General features: G+C 70.7%; 17 protein-coding genes and 1 rRNA gene. 7 read left to right on the forward strand and 11 right to left on the reverse strand.

Annotation, left to right across the window (positions count from 1 at the left end):
* The 3 genes from ACZ37P_RS00005 to ACZ37P_RS00015 all read right to left on the reverse strand — a co-directional run.
* Positions 1–285, reverse strand: a 16S ribosomal RNA gene (locus tag ACZ37P_RS00005); the annotation flags it as partial.
* Positions 286–837: 552 nt separating this feature from the next.
* A complete protein-coding gene (gene tyrS, locus ACZ37P_RS00010; RefSeq protein WP_355333623.1) occupies positions 838–2,097 on the reverse strand; it encodes a tyrosine--tRNA ligase in 1,260 nt (419 codons plus the stop codon).
* A 100-nt stretch (positions 2,098–2,197) separates the two neighbouring features.
* Positions 2,198–2,833 (reverse strand): DNA-3-methyladenine glycosylase, encoded by a 636-nt coding sequence (locus tag ACZ37P_RS00015; protein WP_391044243.1) that lies wholly within the window; start codon positions 2,831–2,833, stop codon positions 2,198–2,200.
* A 92-nt stretch (positions 2,834–2,925) separates the two neighbouring features.
* On the opposite strand from ACZ37P_RS00015, the gene ACZ37P_RS00020 reads away from it, so the two are divergent.
* The 3 genes from ACZ37P_RS00020 (at position 2,926) to ACZ37P_RS00030 (ending at position 5,272) form a co-directional block, all read left to right on the forward strand.
* Positions 2,926–3,723: a sporulation protein gene (locus tag ACZ37P_RS00020; RefSeq protein WP_467344094.1), complete on the forward strand. Its 798-nt coding sequence runs from the start codon at positions 2,926–2,928 to the stop codon at positions 3,721–3,723.
* A gap of 54 nt (positions 3,724–3,777) precedes the next feature.
* Positions 3,778–4,317, forward strand: coding sequence for a YbhB/YbcL family Raf kinase inhibitor-like protein (locus ACZ37P_RS00025; RefSeq protein ID WP_391044239.1), 540 nt, complete (start codon positions 3,778–3,780; stop codon positions 4,315–4,317).
* A gap of 445 nt (positions 4,318–4,762) precedes the next feature.
* On the forward strand, positions 4,763–5,272 hold the full coding sequence (locus ACZ37P_RS00030; protein WP_188279862.1) for an HNH endonuclease: 510 nt from the start codon (positions 4,763–4,765) through the stop codon (positions 5,270–5,272).
* An 82-nt stretch (positions 5,273–5,354) separates the two neighbouring features.
* Here ACZ37P_RS00030 and ACZ37P_RS00035 read toward each other — a convergent pair whose 3' ends face one another.
* The 4 genes from ACZ37P_RS00035 to ACZ37P_RS00050 all read right to left on the reverse strand — a co-directional run bounded on the left by ACZ37P_RS00035 (position 5,355) and on the right by ACZ37P_RS00050 (position 8,697).
* On the reverse strand, positions 5,355–6,122 hold the full coding sequence (locus ACZ37P_RS00035) for a sulfite exporter TauE/SafE family protein (protein ID WP_355333633.1): 768 nt from the start codon (positions 6,120–6,122) through the stop codon (positions 5,355–5,357).
* A gap of 149 nt (positions 6,123–6,271) precedes the next feature.
* Entirely contained in the window at positions 6,272–7,228 is a 957-nt protein-coding gene (locus tag ACZ37P_RS00040) for an SPFH domain-containing protein (protein WP_355333636.1), read from the reverse strand.
* Positions 7,229–7,415: 187 nt separating this feature from the next.
* The gene (locus ACZ37P_RS00045; RefSeq protein WP_317452506.1) at positions 7,416–7,847 is read right to left on the reverse strand and encodes an NfeD family protein; all 432 of its coding nucleotides are present in this window, start codon (positions 7,845–7,847) and stop codon (positions 7,416–7,418) included.
* Positions 7,848–7,905: 58 nt separating this feature from the next.
* Positions 7,906–8,697 (reverse strand): ABC transporter ATP-binding protein, encoded by a 792-nt coding sequence (locus ACZ37P_RS00050; protein WP_355333638.1) that lies wholly within the window; start codon positions 8,695–8,697, stop codon positions 7,906–7,908.
* Positions 8,698–8,820: 123 nt separating this feature from the next.
* On the opposite strand from ACZ37P_RS00050, the gene ACZ37P_RS00055 reads away from it, so the two are divergent.
* Complete coding sequence (locus ACZ37P_RS00055; protein ID WP_355333641.1) at positions 8,821–9,609, forward strand: hypothetical protein; 789 nt, start codon at positions 8,821–8,823, stop codon at positions 9,607–9,609.
* 166 nt (positions 9,610–9,775) lie between these two features.
* Here ACZ37P_RS00055 and ACZ37P_RS00060 read toward each other — a convergent pair whose 3' ends face one another.
* The 3 genes from ACZ37P_RS00060 to ACZ37P_RS00070 all read right to left on the reverse strand — a co-directional run bounded on the left by ACZ37P_RS00060 (position 9,776) and on the right by ACZ37P_RS00070 (position 12,026).
* A complete protein-coding gene (locus ACZ37P_RS00060; protein ID WP_188279867.1) occupies positions 9,776–10,021 on the reverse strand; it encodes a chaplin in 246 nt (81 codons plus the stop codon).
* A 204-nt stretch (positions 10,022–10,225) separates the two neighbouring features.
* A complete protein-coding gene (locus tag ACZ37P_RS00065; RefSeq protein WP_093714340.1) occupies positions 10,226–10,870 on the reverse strand; it encodes a response regulator in 645 nt (214 codons plus the stop codon).
* Positions 10,863–12,026 carry a GAF domain-containing sensor histidine kinase gene (locus ACZ37P_RS00070; RefSeq protein WP_355333645.1) on the reverse strand — a complete coding sequence of 388 codons (1,164 nt, stop codon included), beginning with the start codon at positions 12,024–12,026 and terminating at the stop codon, positions 10,863–10,865. Before ACZ37P_RS00070 ends, ACZ37P_RS00065 begins: the two co-directional genes overlap by 8 nt.
* A gap of 193 nt (positions 12,027–12,219) precedes the next feature.
* Here ACZ37P_RS00070 and ACZ37P_RS00075 point away from each other — a divergent pair, with 193 nt between their 5' ends.
* From ACZ37P_RS00075 to ACZ37P_RS00085, 3 genes are all read left to right on the forward strand, one after another.
* Positions 12,220–12,948 (forward strand): SDR family NAD(P)-dependent oxidoreductase, encoded by a 729-nt coding sequence (locus ACZ37P_RS00075; protein WP_391124676.1) that lies wholly within the window; start codon positions 12,220–12,222, stop codon positions 12,946–12,948.
* Positions 12,945–14,123, forward strand: a complete 1,179-nt coding sequence (locus ACZ37P_RS00080) for an S-adenosylmethionine:tRNA ribosyltransferase-isomerase (protein WP_467344100.1) — start codon at positions 12,945–12,947, stop codon at positions 14,121–14,123. The genes ACZ37P_RS00075 and ACZ37P_RS00080 overlap by 4 nt, the downstream gene beginning before the upstream one ends.
* Positions 14,124–14,374: 251 nt before the next feature.
* Entirely contained in the window at positions 14,375–15,208 is an 834-nt protein-coding gene (locus ACZ37P_RS00085; protein ID WP_467344102.1) for a transglycosylase SLT domain-containing protein, read from the forward strand.
* 99 nt (positions 15,209–15,307) lie between these two features.
* Here ACZ37P_RS00085 and ACZ37P_RS00090 read toward each other — a convergent pair whose 3' ends face one another.
* Positions 15,308–17,998 carry an FHA domain-containing protein gene (locus ACZ37P_RS00090; RefSeq protein ID WP_355333656.1) on the reverse strand — a complete coding sequence of 897 codons (2,691 nt, stop codon included), beginning with the start codon at positions 17,996–17,998 and terminating at the stop codon, positions 15,308–15,310.
* Between the last annotated feature and the right edge of the window lie 80 nt (positions 17,999–18,078).

An 18,078-nucleotide genomic window follows, 5' to 3' on the forward strand; every position in this document is an offset into this window, starting at 1 on the left:
GGCCGGCTACCCGTCGTCGCCTTGGTAGGCCATCACCCCACCAACAAGCTGATAGGCCGCGGGCTCATCCTGCACCGCCGGAGCTTTCAACCCACCAAGATGCCCCAGTAGGTATTATCCGGTATTAGACCCCGTTTCCAGGGCTTGTCCCAGAGTGCAGGGCAGATTGCCCACGTGTTACTCACCCGTTCGCCACTAATCCACCCGAAGGCTTCATCGTTCGACTTGCATGTGTTAAGCACGCCGCCAGCGTTCGTCCTGAGCCAGGATCAAACTCTCCGTGAATGTCACCGGGATATCCCGGAACAACACGCAAGAGCGGCGCGACCGGGAGGAATAATCCCCGTCGCGCACAGCGTCCTCGCTGTGTTTTTGTTCTTCAAAGGAACCACGCCCCACGAACCACAATCGGTCCGCGAAGACGGGGTATCAACATATCTGGCGTTGACTTTTGGCACGCTGTTGAGTTCTCAAGGAACGGAAGCTTCCTTCAGACCGTTTCACCGGCCCTCCGGGCTTTCCCTTCGTGTTTCCAACCCTACCAGATCCGCTGTGCGTTTCCGGCCCCTGATTGGATCGGGGTTTGTTTCCCGCCTTTCGGCGTGTCCACTACGTTAGCCCATTTCCCGGGCGACTCATAATCGAGTCCATCGAATTGGATTTTGGCGCACCAAAATACGGCCCGATGATCGGGAAGACGTAGGTAGTGGGTGGCCGCCCGGTGCGGTAGGGGCTGATGTGAACCATCCCCACCGTTTTGGCGGCTTGGACTACGTTACGCACGAGCGGCGACCGAGTCAAGCTCGGCCGCCGCTCAAACGTAGATTTCCAGCCGTGTCAAGCGAGTTCGACCGCTCCGAGGTTCTTCTTGCCCCGGCGCAGCACCAGCCAACGACCGTGGATCAGATCGGAGTCGGCGGGAACCGCGTCCTCGCTGGTCACCTTGGTGTTGTTGAGGTACGCGCCGCCCTCCTTGATGGTGCGGCGGGCGGCGGACTTGCTCGGGACCAGCTCGATCAGGGCCAACAGGTCGGCCACCGGGGCCAGTTCGCTTACCTGCGCCTTCGGGAGTTCGCTGAGCGCGGCGGCCAGGGTGGCCTCGTCCAGGTCGGCGAGTTCGCCCTGGCCGAAAAGTGCCTTGGAAGCGGCGATCACGGCGGCGCACTGGTCGGCACCGTGCACCAGCGTCGTCAGCTCCTCGGCGAGGGCGCGCTGGGCCGCGCGGGCCTGCGGGCGTTCCTCGGTCGAGCGCTCCAGCTCCTCGATCTCCGCCCGCGAGGCGAAGCTGAAGATGCGCAGGAAGGTGGCGATGTCACGGTCGTCGGCGTTCAGCCAGAACTGGTAGAAGGCGTACGGCGTGGTCATCTCCGCGTCGAGCCAGATGGCGCCGCCCTCGGTCTTGCCGAACTTGGTGCCGTCCGCCTTGGTGATCAGCGGGGTGGCCAGCGCGTGCACCGAGGCGCCCTCGACGCGGTGGATGAGGTCGATGCCCGCCGTGAGGTTGCCCCACTGGTCGCTGCCGCCGGTCTGGAGCGTGCAGCCGTACCGCCGGTACAGCTCCAGGAAGTCCATGCCCTGGAGGATCTGGTAGCTGAACTCCGTGTAGCTGATGCCCTGGTCGGAGTTGAGGCGGCGGGCCACGGCCTCCTTGCTGATCATCTTGTTCACCCGGAAGTGCTTGCCGATGTCGCGCAGGAACTCGATGGCCGACAGGCCCGACGTCCAGTCCAGGTTGTTCACCATGGTCGCGGCGTTGGGCCCCTCGAAGGAGAGGTAGGGCTCGATCTGGGCGCGTACCCGCTCGACCCACTCCGCGACGACCTCGGGCGCGTTCAGCGTGCGCTCGGCCGACGGCTTGGGGTCGCCGATCAGACCGGTGGCGCCGCCGACCAGTCCGAGCGGGCGGTGGCCGGCGAGCTGGAGGCGGCGGATGGTCAGGATCTGGACCAGGTTGCCGAGGTGCAGGCTGGGCGCGGTCGGGTCGAAGCCGCAATAGACCGTGACAGGGCCGTCCGCGAACGCCTTGCGCAGTGCGTCCTCGTCAGTGGAAACGGCGATCAGCCCTCGCCACCGCAGCTCGTCGACGATGTCCGTCACGGGTCTCGTGTCTCCCTCTTGTGGGTGCTGGGGGTCGGATACGGCTTCGCGTACCCGGTGCGTGAAGCGTGTCCGAGGGTACGCGGTTCCGGCCAGTCGTTTATCGACGCTTGCGCGGGGCGTGGGCGCGGTAGGGGCTGACGGTGGGGTCGCCGTCGATCCAGTAGCGCCAGGGGTGGTCGGCGCCCGCGCCGCCGACGCCGGTGCGCGGGCCGGTGCGGACGAGGGCGGGCGGGGGCGGGGTCCCGGTGAGGACGCGCAGCGGTCCGCCGGGGCCGCAGGCGTCGGCTCCGTTGAGCGAGCGGTCGACGGACAGTGCGGTGGCGAGCCGGGCGGGGCCCTGGGCGAGGTCGCTGTCCTTGCGGGAGGTGGGGCGGTGGGCGCGGGCGAGGTCGGCGCCGGTGGTGATCTCGCCGCCGCGCAGCAGGACTCCGCTGGGGGTGCCTTCGGGGCCGCAGACCAGGTTGAGGCAGAACCACATGCCGTAGGTGAAGTAGACGTAGGTGTGTCCGGGCGGGCCGAACATCACGGCGTTGCGGTCGGTGCGGCCCCGGTAGGCGTGGGAGCCGGGGTCGTTGGGGCCGTCGTACGCCTCGACTTCGGTGAGGCGCAGGGTGACCGGTCCTTGGTCGGTGGTGCGGACCAGGGTGCGGCCGAGCAGGTCGGGGGCGATGTCCAGGACCGGCCGGTCGAAGAACGCCCGGTCGAGCGGGACCTGTTCGGGTGGCGTGATCACGGTTCAGGAGCGTAGTGGAACCGGACGGGGCGTCCCGGCGTTCGTAGAGTTCGCACAGCGTGAGCCAGTGGATGCGGTCAGGGAGAGTGCGTATGGGGTTCAGGAAGATGATGGCGAGTCTCGGGGCCGGCGGGGCGTCGGTGGAGACGGAGCTGCACCAGGCCGATGTGGTGCCCGGCGGGGTGGTCGAGGGTTCGGTGCGGGTGCAGGGCGGTTCGGTCGAGCAGCGGATACAGGGGCTGACGGTCGGGTTGCAGGCGCGCGTCGAGGTGGAGCGCAGGGACGCGCAGGGCAATGAGACGGAGTCCTTGCAGAACATCGAGTTCCATACGCGGCAGATCGCCGGCGAGTTCATGGTGCGGGCGGGGGCGGTGCACGATGTGCCGTTCTCGTTGGAGGTGCCGTGGGAGACGCCGGTGACGATGTTCATGGGGCGGCAGCTCACGGGGATGAACGTGGGGGTGACGACGGAGTTGCAGATCGCCCGCGCGGTGGACAAGGGGGATCTGGACCCGGTGAACGTCCACCCGCTGCCCGCGCAGGAGGCGCTGCTCGACGCGTTCGGGCGGCTGGGGTTCGCCTTCAAGAGCGCGGATCTGGAGAGGGGGACGATGCGGAACACGCGGCAGCGGCTGCCGTTCTACCAGGAGATCGAGTTCCGTACGCCGGAGCAGTACCGGGGGCTCAAGGAGGTCGAGCTGACGTTCGTCGCGGACGGCGAGGAGATGGATGTCGTCCTGGAGATGGACAAGAAGCCGGGGCTGTTCGGCGGCGGCAGTGACACGTACCGCTCCTTCACGATGAGCATGCGCTCCTTCGGGGAGACGGACTGGGCGGCCTATCTGCACCAGTGGCTCGCCGAGGTGGGCGGCAAGCGGAACTGGTTCTGACCGGGGCCCTAGGCTCGGGGCGGAATCAATCGTGTGCGATCAGGAGGTGTCGAGGTGACCGAGCAAGCGCGACGGCCGCTCCCCCATGACTTCCACCCGCAGGTGCCGGAGTTCACCGTGGTGAGCGACGACGTGGTACCGGGCGGGGTACTCAAGGACGATCAGGTGTACGCGGCGGGCAATGTCTCGCCGCAGCTTCGGTGGGAGGGGTTCCCGGCCGGGACGAAGAGCTTCGCCGTCACGTGCTACGACCCGGACGCGCCGACCGGCAGCGGTTTCTGGCACTGGGTGCTGTTCGACATCCCCGCGTCGGTGACGGAGCTGCCGCGCGGTGCGGGTTCCAGTGCTTTCCCGGGGCTGCCCGCGGGCGCGACGCACGCGCGGAACGACTACGGGACGCGGGATTTCGGTGGCGCGGCGCCGCCGCCCGGTGACGGGTCGCACCGGTATGTGTTCACGGTCTACGCGGTGGACACCGAGAAGCTGGGCCCGGACGCGGACGCCTCGCCCGCGTTCGTCGGGTTCAATCTGCGCTTCCACACGCTGGGCAGGGCGCAGTTGATCGGTGAGTACGAGGTGCGGGCCGGAGGCTGAGCCGGTCGGTCTGTCGCGCTGAGCGCTCGGGATATTACGTTGCGCTCGGCCGTTCCCCGTCGCACAGTGGTGCGTGCCTGACGACGTGACCACCGTCCTCAGGCTGTCGGCACCGCGGTGGCGGGGGCGGCCGGGCGTCTGCGTCCGCCGTCTGCCGGAGTTCGGTCTGCGGGCCGGGCGTCCACGCCGACGGACGCGCTCCGGGTGCCCGTTCGACACGGGGGACGGCACCCGGAGCGCAGACCTTTCCCCCGGGACGAGCCCCCGGCCGAGCCCGGAGGGACGCGGGGACGTGCCCCGGCGCGGAATCCGGGATGAACAGGACCTTTCCACCTGCCGATCTTCCGGTTGCGGCCGTGAAATTGCGTTGTCGGCGGCCGTGTCCCGGGGTCACAGTGGATCCACTTCGCCATGGGGGCGGGGCAGGGCCCGGGAGGTGGGCGGGATGCGTGAGACGCTGGTGCTGAATGCGAGCTTCGAGCCGCTGTCGACGGTGTCGCTGCGGCGTGCTGTCGTGCTGGTGATGCAGGACAAGGCCGTCGTGGAGCAGGCGCATCCCGGGCTGCGCATCCGTGCCGCCGCGGTGGAGGTTCCGGTGCCGCAGGTGATCAGGCTCTGCCGGTACGTGCGGGTGCCGTTCCGACAACGGGCCCCGTGGTCGCGGCGCGGTGTGCTGGTACGTGACCGGCACCGGTGCGCGTACTGCGGGCGCAGGGCCACCACGGTCGACCACGTGCAGCCGAAGTCGCGCGGGGGCGGTGACACCTGGCTGAACACGGTGGCCGCGTGCGGCGAGGACAATCAGCGCAAGGCGGACCGTACTCCCGAGCAGGCGGGGATGCGGCTGCTGGTCCGGCCGTTCGAGCCGACGCCGGCGGACACGCTGCTGTTGGCGCTGGGGGTGCGGGACGGGTTCGGGCTGCCGGAGTGGCTGCCCGTTCCGGCGTCGGCCTGAGCGCGCCTTCGCGTGCGGGGAATCGAGGTCCTGGGGCTGTGAGGTCCCGACGGTGCGGGGCCCTTCCCTTCGGGGAGGGGCCCTATTTCAGCAGGAGTTGGACGATCGCGGCGGTGCCGACGACGACGATGAGTCCGCGCAGGGCGGCGGGCGGGAGGCGGCGGCCGACGCGGGCGCCGATCAGGCCGCCGATGACGGCGCCGCCCGCGATGAGGCCGACGGCGGTCCAGTTCATGTGGGCGACGATGATGAAGAAGAGGGCCGCGACGCCGTTGACGACGGCGGCGAGGACGTTCTTCATGCCGTTGACGCGTTGCAGGGACTCGTTGAGCACCAGGCCCATCAGGGAGAGGTACAGCACGCCCTGGGCGGCGCCGAAGTAGCCGCCGTACATGCTGGCGAGCAGCATGCCGACGACGAGGGCGGTGCCGCCGTGGGCGGGGGCCTGGGTGCCGGTACGGTCGCGGCGGGCCTGGACGGCGCGGGCCAGGCGGGGTTGCAGCACGACCAGGACGAGCGCGATGGCGATGAGGACGGGGACGATCGCCTTGAACGCCGTGGACGGCAGGGTCACGAGCAGGACGGCGCCGATGAGTCCGCCGACGAGGGCGACGGCCCCGAGCCGCAGCAGGCGCGGTCGCTGGCCCTGGAGTTCACCGCGGTAGCCGATGGCGCCGGTGATCGAACCGGGCACCAGGCCCAGTGAGTTGGACACGTTGGCCGTGACGGGCGGCAGTCCGACGGCGAGCAGGACGGGGAAGGTGATCAGCGTCCCCGAGCCGACGATGGTGTTGATGGTGCCCGCGCCGATTCCGGCCGCGAACACGGCGAGGGCTTCCGGCAGAGTCATGCGTCGTCTCCATGATCTTCGCGCGTCCTCCCCGCCGTCGAGGTCGAGGGGTGCGCGGCGATCATGTCATAGGGGGCTGCGGCGGGCTTCCGGGCCGGGGCGGTCCTCGTCAGTGCTGGTCACTGCTCGTCAGCGCTGGTCAGCGCTGGTCAGTCCTTGTCGAAGGGCGGGGACTCGCGGCGCGGGGCGGGCGCGGTGGCGGGCTCGCGTGAGCCGTTGCCGGGAGCGCCGGGGGCGCCCGGGAGGTTGACGATGCCGCCGAGGCCCTTGAGCGCGTCGTTCAGCTCGCTGGGGATGATCCACAGCTTGTTGGCGTCGCCCTCGGCTATCTTCGGCAGCATCTGGAGGTACTGGTAGGCGAGGAGCTTCTGGTCCGGGTCGCCCGCGTGGATCGACTCGAAGACCGTGCGGATCGCCTGGGCCTCACCTTCGGCGCGCAGCGCGGCGGCCTTGGCGTCACCTTCCGCGCGCAGGATCGAGGACTGCTTCTCGCCCTCCGCGGTGAGGATCTGGGACTGCCGGATGCCCTCCGCGGTGAGGATCGCGGCGCGCTTGTCACGGTCGGCGCGCATCTGCTTCTCCATCGAGTCCTGGATGGAGGTGGGCGGTTCGATCGCCTTCAGCTCGACGCGGTTGACGCGGATGCCCCACTTGCCGGTGGCCTCGTCCAGGACGCCGCGCAGTGCCGCGTTGATCTCCTCGCGGGAGGTCAGGGTCCGCTCCAGGTCCATGCCGCCGATGATGTTGCGGAGCGTGGTGACGGTGAGCTGCTCGATGGCCTGGATGTAGCTGGCGACCTCGTACGTCGCGGCGCGGGCGTCGGTCACCTGGTAGTAGATGACGGTGTCGATGTTGACCACCAGGTTGTCCTGGGTGATCACCGGCTGCGGCGGGAACGGCACGACCTGCTCGCGCAGGTCGATGCGGTTGCGGATGGTGTCGATGAACGGCACCACGATGTTGAGGCCGGCGCTGAGGGTCCGGGTGTAGCGGCCGAAGCGCTCGACGATGGCGGCGCTGGCCTGCGGAATCACCTGGACCGTCTTGATCAGCGCGATGAAGACGAGCACCACCAGGATGATCAGGACGATGATGATGGGCTGCATGTCCACTCCCCGCGCGGGTCGGCTGCGGGAGTACGACGTACTCCGGCATGATCAATTCTGGCAGAACGGCCGCCTGTCGCGGGCGGGTTCGGTGATTTCCCGGCCCTCGTCGGCGACGTTCGGATGTCGGGTGTTCGGATGTCGGGTGTTCGGATGTCGGGTGTTCAGGTGTCCGGAGGCCGGGTGTTCAGATGACGACGGCGGTCGCTCCGTCGATCTCCACCACGTCCACCTGCTGCCCCGGGTCGTAGACCCGGCCGTGCTCCAGGGCGCGGGCCGACCAGACCTCTCCGCCGAGTTTGATCCGTCCGTTGGCACCGCCGTCGACACGTTCCAGGACGACGGCCTGCTTGCCCTTGAGGGCGTCGACACCGCTGCGCTGTTCCGGGCGTTGCCGGTTGCGATACGCGATAGGCCGTACGAAGACCAGCAGCGCGACCGAGACGACGACGAAGACGATCACCTGGGCGACGATCCCGCCGCCCATTCCGGCCGTGACCGACCCGGCCACCGCTCCGACGGCGAACATCCCGAATTCGGGCATCGCCGTGATCACCAGCGGTATCCCGAGACCCACTGCCGCTATCAGCCACCACACCCATGCGTCCACGTCGCCAATCGTAGGCGTGCGGAGGGCAGTTGCGGCAGTACGCAATGGAAACCCGGACGAAAACCCTTCAGGACAGCGGCAGTCCGGCGGCCGTCCAGCGGTCGCCGCGGCGCTCGACGACCAGCGGGAGGCCGAAGCAGCGGGACAGGTTGCGGGAGGTGAGTTCGAGGTCGATCGGTCCCGCGGCGACGACCTTGCCCTGCTGGATCATCAGGACGTGGGTGAAGCCGGGGGCGATCTCCTCGACGTGGTGGGTGACCATGATCATCGAGGGGGCGATGGGGTCGCGGGCCAGCCGGCCGAGGCGGCGGACCAGGTCCTCGCGTCCGCCGAGGTCGAGACCGGCGGCGGGCTCGTCGAGCAGCAGCAGTTCGGGGTCGGTCATCATCGCGCGGGCGATCAGGGTGCGCTTGCGCTCGCCCTCGGACAGGGTGCCGAACTTGCGGCCGAGGTACTCGCTCATCCCGAGCCGGTCGAGGAACGCGCGGGCGCGGTCCTCGTCGACCTGCTCGTACCCCTCGTTCCAGGTGGCGGTCATGCCGTACGCGGCGGTGAGGACGGTCTCCAGGACCGTCTGCCTGCGCGGCATCTTCTCGGCCATGGCGGCGCCCGCCATGCCGATCCGCGGCCGGAGTTCGAACACGTCCACGTTGCCGAGCTTGTCGCCGAGGATCTGGACGGTGCCGGTGGTGGGGAAGAGATAGCTGGACGCGACATTGAGCAGGGTGGTCTTGCCCGCCCCGTTGGGTCCGAGGATGACCCAGCGTTCCCCCTCGGCGACCGACCACGACACATGGTCCACCAGAGCCCGTCCGTCGCGGACCACGGATACGTCCACCAGCTCCAGCACATCGCTCATGAGCGCGTTGTCTCCCATTGCAGTCTCGGCTGTCTGCCGTGTGCGCGGGTAGGCACCGGCAGAAGGATCCCCCGGGGAAAACTTACGCCACCGCGCGACGGGTCCGTTCCATAGGCTGGGGGCATGCTTGATGAACCTCGCTCAGGGCGGCTGACCGCGTGGGGAAATGCCCTGCTTGCCGGACTTGCCGCCCCCGATGACGTCGCACAGGAGATCACGGCGGACGACGCCGTGCACCGGATCTCGGGGCTGCCGGGTGAGCATGTCCCGGTGGGGCTGACGCTGGGGCTCGGCAGGCTGCGCGCGCTGGGCGTGACGGGGCTGCGGCTCGCGCTGCCGGTGGCCGGGCATCCGCTGGGGCTGAGCGGGCCGCCGGAGTTCAACGCGCGGGCGCTGGCCGCGGGCGAGGCGGTGGTCACCGTCGGCGGCGCGGCGCTCGGTCTGGTGCCCGAGGTCCGCGAGGCGGGCCCGGCCGGCGATGTGCACGTCGAGGTCGAGTGGCGGTGCCTGCCGGTACGAGACGCGCCGCCCGCCGACGTACCGTCGCTGAGCGAGGCCGAGCGGGAGCTGGCCGAGGCGCTGCGGGACGCCACGAACGCGCTGGCGCGGCTGGACGTGGCGGGCGCGGGTCCGTCCGCGCACGCGGCGCTCGAGGCGTACCGGGCGCGCGCCGAGCGCGGCGGCGAGGTGCTCGCGCCGGGGTATCCGCCGCGCGCGGTACGGGTGCTGGCGCTGGCGCAGCGGGTCGCGGCGCTGGTGGCGATCGCCTCCGACGGGCACGGCGCGGCGGTGAGCGCCTCGCAGATCGCGGCGCGGGCGGAGCTGCTGCGGCCGGTGGAGCGTACGGCGCGCAGGGCGCAGGTGGCGGCGTACAACGCGTATGTCGAGGAGGCGGAGCGGCGCAGGACCTGACATCCCACGCGGGGCGCGGCACGGGACCTGACGTCCCCGCGCGGGGCACGGCGCGGGACCTGACATCCCACGGCGCGGCGGCGCGTGGGGAGGCCCCGCGTACGGGGAGGGATCCCGTGCCGCGGGGCCTTCGGCGAGGCGGGCCGGAAGTCCGCGTCGTCCGTGGTTACTTGTTGACAGCGACGTTGCCGAACGCCGGGTTCAGCAGGCCGATCACGTTCACCGAGTTGCCGCTGAGGTTGACCGGGATGTGCACCGGAACCTGCACCAGGTTGCCGGAGCCCACGCCCGGGGACTTCACGGCGGTGCCGCACGCGTCGGCGCCGCTGGCGGCGGAGGCCACACCGGTACCGGCGACGGCCAGGCCGCCCGCCACGAGGGTGACGGTCGCGGCCTTCTTGAGGTTCATCACTTCGAACTTCCTCTTTGCTGGGGGCACCTCCCAGCCGTGGCTGGGGGTGCACCGCGGCAATCCGCCGCGGTACGCCCTGCAGAACGGGTCACCGTGGATCAGGTTGCGCCGTTCGGACGACATACACCCGACAGTATGAATCTCACTCCGCCGAACGGATGCCCGCACGGACAGGTGGACACGGTGGCGCCGCGAGCGGTCCCGTCAGTTCCCCACGCCGTTGCGCACCGCCCACAGCGCGGCCTGGGTGCGGTCGGCGAGGTCGAGCTTCATGAGGATGTTGGAGACGTGGGTCTTGACCGTCTTCTCGGAGAGCACCAGCGCGCGGGCGATCTCCCGGTTCGAGCGGCCGTCGGCGATCAGGCCGAGGACTTCGCGCTCCCGCTCGGTCAGCGCGTTGCCCCGGCCCTGGCCGGTGCCGCCCTGCTCCTGGGAGAGCAGCGCGCCCGCGACCTCGGGCTGGAGCAGAACGTGCCCGGCGTGCACGGAGCGGATGGCGTCGGCGAGCGCGACCGGGTCCACGTCCTTGTAGACGTATCCGGCGGCGCCCGCCCGCAGCGCGGGCACGACGGTGCGCTGTTCGGTGAAGCTGGTCACGATCAGCACCCGTGCCGGGTTCTCGGCGTCGCGCAGCAGCCGCAGCGCCTCGATGCCGTCGACACCGGGCATCTTGACGTCCATGAGGATCACGTCGGGCCGCAGTTCCTGGGCGCGGGCCACGCCTTCCTCGCCGTCGCCCGCCTCGCCGACCACCTCGATGTCGCCCTGCACCTCGAGGAAGGTGCGCAGCCCCCTGCGGACGACCTGGTGGTCGTCGACCAGCAGCACGCGGATGGTGTTCTCAGCCACCGGGCACCTCCATCTCGATGACGGTGCCCTTGCCGGGCTCCGATTGCACGGTGAGCCGGCCGCCGACGCCGCCGGCCCGGTCCCGCATGGAGACCAGTCCGAGGTGTCGTCCGGCCCGGCGGACCGCGGTGGGGTCGAAGCCGCGGCCGTCGTCGCGGATCCGCAGCAGCGCGCCCTTGCCGTGGCCTTCCAGGATGACGTCCACGGCGTCGGCGTGCGCGTGCCGCAGGGCGTTGTGCATCGCTTCCTGGGCGACCCGCAGCAGCGCCTCCTCCTGCGCGGCGGGCAGCGCCCGCACCCGGACGGCGTGGAAGGTGACGTCGGCGGAGTGGACACGGTCCAGGACGTCGGCCTGGGTGCGCAGGGTGGCGACGAGGCCGTCCTCGTCCAGGGCGGCCGGGCGCAGTTCCACCACGACGGCGCGCAGTTCGTCGGCGGCCTCGGCGGCGAGCGCCGCGACCTGCTTCAGCTCGCCCTTGGCGCGCGCCGGGTCGCAGTCGACCAGCGCGGCGGCGGCCTGGGCGGTCAGCCGCAGCGAGAAGAGTTTCTGCGAGACGGCGTCGTGCAGTTCGTGCGCGATCCTGGCCCGCTCCCCCGCCAGCGTCAGCTCGCGGCTGCGCTCGTAGAGCCGGGCGTTGGTCAGGGCGATCGCGGCGTGGTCGGCGAGAATCCGCAGCAGGTCCTCGTCGTCCTCGGTGAAGCCGCAGGTGCCGTCGGCGCCGCGGGTCCCGCCGGGGCCGCACTTCTTGTTGGCGAGGAAGAGCGCGCCGAGGATCTCGTCGCCGTCAACCACCGGCATGCCGATGAAGTCGCGCATGTCGGGGTGGTGCTTGGGCCAGCCCTGGAAGTCCTCGAAGGTGCGGACGTCGGCGAGCCGCAGCGGGGTCGCCTCGTGCAGGATCGCGGCGAGGATGCCGTGCTGCCGGGGCAGCGGGCCGATGGCCTTCCACTCCTCGTCGCTGACGCCGTCGACCACGAACTGCGCGAAGCCGCCGTGGTCGTCGGGCACGCCCAGGGCCGCGTATTCGGCGTCGAGCAGCTCGCGGGCGGACGCGACGATCGTCTGGAGGACGTCGCGCACCTCCACCTGGCGGCTCATCGCCAGGACCGCGGCGCTGACCGCTTCGATTCCGCCTCGTGGCGGCCGGATGGGCATGTCTCCACCGTACCGGCGCCGGGTGACGGTCCGTATGCGCCGCCGGACCGACTGTCCTCGGTCGTGTGGCCTAGTTCCAAGTGACCGTGAGGCGTGCGGCGGCCGGCCGAGGCGTGTGCGGCCGGGGCGTTCCTACGGTGAGGGCACGAGGTGGTCCGGCGGACGGCCGGGCCCCGGTGCGGAGGGCTGGATCATGCCGGTAGCGATCATCACGGGAGCGTCGCGCGGACTGGGGCGGGCGCTGGCCGCCGAGCTGGCGGGGCGCGGCTGGGACCTCGTACTGGACGGGCGGAACGCGGACGCGCTGCGGTCGGCCGCGGCGGACCTGGAACGGTACGGCCCGGATCACGCCGGGGGCGCGGCGGTACGGCCACGGGTGCGGGCGGTGCCGGGCGACGTGACGGCGGCGGGGCACCGGGCGGAGCTGGTGGCGGCGGCGCGCGAGCTGGGCGGGGTGGATCTGCTGGTGAACAACGCGAGCGCGCTGGGCGCTGAGCCGCTGGTGCCGCTGGCCGAGCTGCCGGTGGCGGGGCTGCGGGAGGCGCTGGAGACGAATGTGACGGCGCCGTTCGCGCTGGTGCGGGAGGCGCTGCCGCTGCTGCGGGCGGCGGGCGGCGCGGTGCTGAACGTCAGCTCGGACGCGGCGGTGGAGGCGTATCCGACCTGGGGCGGGTACGGGGCGAGCAAGGCGGCGCTCGACCATTTGTCGGCGGTGCTGGCCGAGGAGGAGCCGGGGCTGCGGGTGTGGTGGGTGGACCCGGGCGATCTGCGGACCGGGCTGTACGCGGCGGCCGTGCCCGACGACGCGGACTTCGCCGCCCGGCCGCTGCCGGAGTCGGTGGTCCCCGCCTTCCTGCGGCTGCTCGACGAGGCCGCGCCCAGCGGGCGCTACACCGCCCCGGTCCTGCTGGAGGCGCGATGAGTGCGGTACGGGAGGGCGCGCAGGCGGCGCGGCCCGCGAAGGACTCCGGGCGGGGGTCCGCGAAGGACCCCTATATAAAGGGGACAGGAGGGGGCAATAAGGACATCGGGCGGGGCAGGGGCCCGGCCGGGGCTCCGCGGGCCGGGCTGGCGGGGCTGCGCGTCCCGGACTCGCTGCTCGCGACGGCCCCGGCCGCCCGCCGGGACACGGTACGGCTGCTGGTCGGCGAGCAGCGCACCGGCGCGGTCACCCACCACGGCTTCCGCGACCTGCCGAAGCTGCTGCGGGCCGGTGACGTCCTGGTGGTGAACACCTCGCGGACGCTGCCCGCGGCTGTGGACGGGCGGCTCGACGGACAGCCGGTGGTGGTGCACTGGTCCACCCGCCGGGACGACGGCCGCTGGGTGGTGGAGGTCCGCGACCCGGACGGGCACGGCTCGACGGTCCGCAGGGCCGGCGGTCCCGCGGGCGCGGTGGTCGACTTGCGCGCCGGGGCCCGGCTGGTGCTGGAGGAGCCGCTCGACCCGGCCGGGGACCGGCTGTGGGTGGCCGCGCCCTCGCTGCCGGACCCGGTCGCGTACATGCGGCGGTACGGGCGGCCGATCCGGTACGGCTACACCGACCGGGACCAGCCGCTGGCGGCGTACCAGACGGTGTTCTCCGCCCGGTCGATTGACAGCCTCGGCTCCGCGGAGATGCCGAGCGCCGGGCGGCCCTTCACCACGGCGCTGGTGACGGAGCTGGTCTGCCGGGGCGTGCAGGTCGCGCCGATCACGCTGCACACCGGGGTGGCGTCGGTCGAGGCGCACGAGCCGCCGTACGCCGAGCCGTACACCGTGTCGGCGGCGACGGCCTGGCAGGTGAACGCGGCGCGCGCGGCGGGCGGCCGGGTGGTGGCGGTGGGGACGACGGCGGTACGGGCGCTGGAGTCGGTGGCGGACGAGCGCGGTGTGGTGCGGCCGGGCGGCGGCTGGACGGAGCTGGTGGTCACCCCGGAGCGCGGGGTGCGCGCGGTGGACGGGCTGCTGACCGGACTGCACGAGCCGGAGGCCACGCACCTGTTGATGCTGCGGGCGCTGTCGGGCGACCGGCTGCTGGAGCGGGTCTACGCCGAGGCGCTGCGCGGCGGTTACCTCTGGCACGAATTCGGTGACGTCAATCTCCTGCTGCCATAAACGTCACATAAAGCACCCCCTCCGTCACCTTGGGCGACGGAGGGGGCGACGGCGTGTGAGGTGACCTATAGGACGTACGTCACATACTAAGTCGCCTAGTGGAAAGGGCGCCTCACGCCACTGTCCGGGGAATACCGATTCCGATTTGTCCCTCGACCGTCTACGAAAGGAGTTCGTAGGAAGGCTCGTTGACCTCCGTTTTCCGACCCTCTAAGAATTCTCGGGTCCGCAAACGGAAGAGGTTAATTCCTATGCAGCTCCCCACGATCCCGAAGATCGGCCGGCTCACCAAGACCCACAAGATCACGGCGGCCGGCGCCGTCGCCGCGACCGCTGTCGTCCTGGCCGTCACCGGTCTCCAGGGGACCGGCGGGACTGCCTCCGCCGCGGTCGGTGACCCCACCGGCTTCCAGGTCTCCACCGGCGACCAGGTCAAGAGCATCGAAGCGCAGGCCGGCATCGCCTCGGAGCGCGCGATCACCGAGGCCGCGGCGAAGAAGAAGGCCGCGGACGAGGCGGCCAAGAAGAAGGCGGCCGACGAGGCCGCCGCGAAGAAGAAGGCCGCGGCCGACGCCGCGGCGCGGAAGAAGGCGGCAGCGGACGCCGCCGCCAAGAAGGCCGCCGCCGACGCGGCCGCCAAGAAGAAGGCCGCGGCCGACGCCGCCGCGCAGCGCGCCAAGGACACGGCCGCCGCGAACCGCTCCACGACGCGTACCGCCGTGCAGGCCGCCCCGCAGGCCACCACCGCCGCCACGACCACGTACACCAACGACCTGGACGGCTGGATCAAGCAGTCGCTGGCGATCATGGCCCAGAAGGGCATCCCCGGCAGCTACGACGGCATCTACCGCAACATCATGCGCGAGTCGAGCGGCAACCCGCAGGCGATCAACCTGTACGACTCCAACGCCGCCGCCGGCATTCCGTCCAAGGGCCTGCTCCAGGTCATCGACCCGACCTTCCAGGCGTACCACGTCGACGGAACCTCGTGGGACATCTACGACCCGGTCGCGAACATCACCGCCGCCTGCAACTACGCCGCGGCGAACTACGGTTCCATGGACAACGTGAACTCCGCGTACTGATCCGCGCGTTCGGCTCCCACAGCCGCAGCGCGAAAGGGCGGCGGGACCTTTCGGTCCCGCCGCCCTTTCGGCGTATTCGGATTCGCTACTTCCGTTTCACTACTTCCGCATGACTTCCGGCTCGTGGCGGCGCAGCAGCCGCGAGACCACGATGCCGCACACGACGCCGAGCAGCACCAGGACGACCATGTCGATCGTCCACTGGCTCGCGGTGTGCTTCCACAGCGCGTCGGGGTTGCCCGGGTCCCACGGCATGATCACGTTGAGATTCGCCGTCGTGCCGAGCGCGGCCACCGCCCACCTGGCGGGCATCAGCCAGGCGAACTGCTCGATGCCGGGCGAGTCGTAGAGCTGGAAGAGCACGCCGGTGAACACCACCTGGACGATGGCGAACATGACCAGCAGCGGCATCGTCTTCTCCGCGGTCTTCACCAGCGAGGAGATGATCAGGCCGAACATCATCGAGGTGAAGCCGAGGCCGATGATGGCCAGGGTCATCTCGACCGCGGGCTGACTCTTCATGATGACGCCCTCGGTGGGCATCGCGCGCGGCGCGAACCCGATGCCGCAGATGACGGCGCCCTGCACCGCGGTGATCAGGCCGAGCACGATGACCTTGGACATCAGATACGCCGAACGCGACAGGCCGGTGGCCCGTTCCCGTTCGTAGATGACCCGTTCCTTGATCAGCTCGCGGACGGAGTTGGCGGCGCCGGAGAAGCAGGCGCCCACCGCGAGGATCAGCAGGATCGTGCCCGCGTCCTTGTTGACGCCGTGCGCCTTGACCGGTCCTGGGCCCAGGCCGCTGGCCGCCGGGATGACGATGCTGACCACACCGAGCACCGCGGGCAGGATGAACATCAGGGCGATGAAGCCGCGGTCGGAGGCGATCACCGACATGTAGCGGCGGATCAGGGTGACGAGCTGCGGCAGCCACGCCTGCGGCTTGGGCGGCCTGGCCACCTGGTGCGGGATGACCGGCGCCTGCTGCGGGGCCGCCTGGTCCAGGTCCGCGGCGTACATCTGGTAGTGCTGCGAGCCGTGCCAGCGGCCCGACCAGTCGTAGTCGCGGTAGTTCTCGAAGGCGGAGAAGACATCGGCCCAGGTTTCGTAGCCGAAGAAGTTCAGCGCCTCGTCCGGCGGGCCGAAGTAGGCGACCGAGCCGCCGGGGGCCATCACCAGCAGCTTGTCGCAGAGCGCCAGTTCGGCGACGGAGTGGGTGACGACCAGTACCGTACGGCCGTCGTCGGCCAGGCCGCGCAGCAGCTTCATGACGTCGCGGTCCATGCCCGGGTCGAGGCCGGAGGTCGGCTCGTCCAGGAATATCAGCGAGGGTTTGGTGAGCAGTTCGAGGGCGACCGAGACGCGCTTGCGCTGGCCGCCGGAGAGCGAGGTGATGCGCTTGTCGGCGTGGATGTCGAGCTTCAGCTCGCGCAGTACCTCGTTGATCCGCGCCTCGCGCTCCGCGGACGCGGTGTCACCGGGGAAGCGGAGCTTGGCCGCGTACCGCAGTGCCGTCCTGACCTGGAGTTCCTTGTGCAGGATGTCGTCCTGCGGGACCAGGCCGATGCGCTGCCGCAGCTCGGCGAACTGCTTGTACAGATTGCGGTTGTCGTACAGCACCTCGCCCTGGTCGGCGGGGCGGTAGCCGGTGAGCGCGCGCAGCAGCGTGGACTTGCCGGAGCCGGACGGGCCGATCACGCCGATCAGCGACTTCTCCGGTACGCCGAAGGAGACGTCCTTGAGGATCTGCTTGGTCACCTTGCCGTGCGGCACGGTGACGGTCAGGCGGCGGGCGGAGAAGGAGACCTCGCCGGTGTCGACGAACTCCTCGAGGCGGTCGCCGACCAGCCGGAAGGTGGAGTGGCCGACGCCGACGATGTCGTTGGGGCCGAGCAGATGGCGCTGGATCGGCTGGCCGTTGACATACGTGCCGTTGTGGCTGCCGAGGTCGACGATCTCGTAGCGGCCGTCGGGGTGCGCGCGGAACTCCGCGTGGTACCGGGAGACCTGGAGGTCGGAGACGACCAGTTCGTTCTCCAGCGCGCGGCCGATCTTCATGACCCGGCCGAGGGCGAGCTGGTGGAAGGTGGTGGGGCTGCGGACGCCCTGCGGGTGTCCGCCCGCGGGCTGCTGGGGCTGCGCGCGCGGGGCGGGCGGCTGCTGGACCGGCGGCTGACCCCAGCCGCCCTGGCCGCCCTGGCCCTGCTGGGGAGGCTGCGGCTGCCGCGCGTACTGCTGCGGCGGCACCTGCGCGGGCGGCTGTCCCCAGCCGCCGGGCTGCTGCTGACGCGGCGGGGCGGCGGGCGCCTGCGCGTGCATCTGCGCCTGCGGCTGGGCCTGGGCGGGCGGCTGGACGTGCTGCGGGGCCGGGGCCTGCGGGGCCCCGGCCTGTCCGACGGGTGCCGCGGCCCGCGCCTGCGGGTAGCGCTGCTGCGGCGTCGCGTGCGCGGTCTCCGCGCTGTACACATCGGCGCCGGCCTGCGCGCCCGCGGTGAAGTTCAGCCGGGGTCCGTCCGTGGCGTTGCCGAGGTGGACGGTCGAACCGGCCCCCACCTCGGTCTGCTGGACCCGCTGCCCCTGTACATAGGTGCCGTTGGTGCTGCCGAGGTCCTCGATCACCCAACCGCGTTCCGCACGGCGGATGGTGGCGTGCCGCCACGACACCCTGGCGTCGTCGAGTACCAGGTCCCCCGACGGATCGCGCCCCAGGCTGTACGAGCGGGACGCGTCCAGCGTCCAGGTCCGTCCGTTCAATTCGAGTACGAGTTCAGGCACCCCAAGCCCCATGTGTTGTCCCCCGAGTAGTCCCCCATGGGGGGAGTCTAGAGATAGCGAAGTTCGGGAGGAACTATTGCAGGCTCCTGTCT

This window comes from Streptomyces sp. NPDC024632, from assembly GCF_055559175.1.

Coding starts and splice junctions, on each gene's coding strand:
- ACZ37P_RS00020 (WP_467344094.1), top strand. CDS start 2,926: ATGGGGTTCAGGAAGATGATGGCGAGTCTCGGGGCCGGCGGGGCGTCG.
- ACZ37P_RS00030 (WP_188279862.1), top strand. CDS start 4,763: ATGCGTGAGACGCTGGTGCTGAATGCGAGCTTCGAGCCGCTGTCGACG.
- ACZ37P_RS00035 (WP_355333633.1), bottom strand. CDS start 6,122: ATGACTCTGCCGGAAGCCCTCGCCGTGTTCGCGGCCGGAATCGGCGCG.
- ACZ37P_RS00040 (WP_355333636.1), bottom strand. CDS start 7,228: ATGCAGCCCATCATCATCGTCCTGATCATCCTGGTGGTGCTCGTCTTC.
- ACZ37P_RS00050 (WP_355333638.1), bottom strand. CDS start 8,697: ATGAGCGATGTGCTGGAGCTGGTGGACGTATCCGTGGTCCGCGACGGA.
- ACZ37P_RS00055 (WP_355333641.1), top strand. CDS start 8,821: ATGCTTGATGAACCTCGCTCAGGGCGGCTGACCGCGTGGGGAAATGCC.
- ACZ37P_RS00070 (WP_355333645.1), bottom strand. CDS start 12,026: ATGCCCATCCGGCCGCCACGAGGCGGAATCGAAGCGGTCAGCGCCGCG.
- ACZ37P_RS00075 (WP_391124676.1), top strand. CDS start 12,220: ATGCCGGTAGCGATCATCACGGGAGCGTCGCGCGGACTGGGGCGGGCG.
- ACZ37P_RS00080 (WP_467344100.1), top strand. CDS start 12,945: ATGAGTGCGGTACGGGAGGGCGCGCAGGCGGCGCGGCCCGCGAAGGAC.
- ACZ37P_RS00085 (WP_467344102.1), top strand. CDS start 14,375: ATGCAGCTCCCCACGATCCCGAAGATCGGCCGGCTCACCAAGACCCAC.
- ACZ37P_RS00090 (WP_355333656.1), bottom strand. CDS start 17,998: ATGGGGCTTGGGGTGCCTGAACTCGTACTCGAATTGAACGGACGGACC.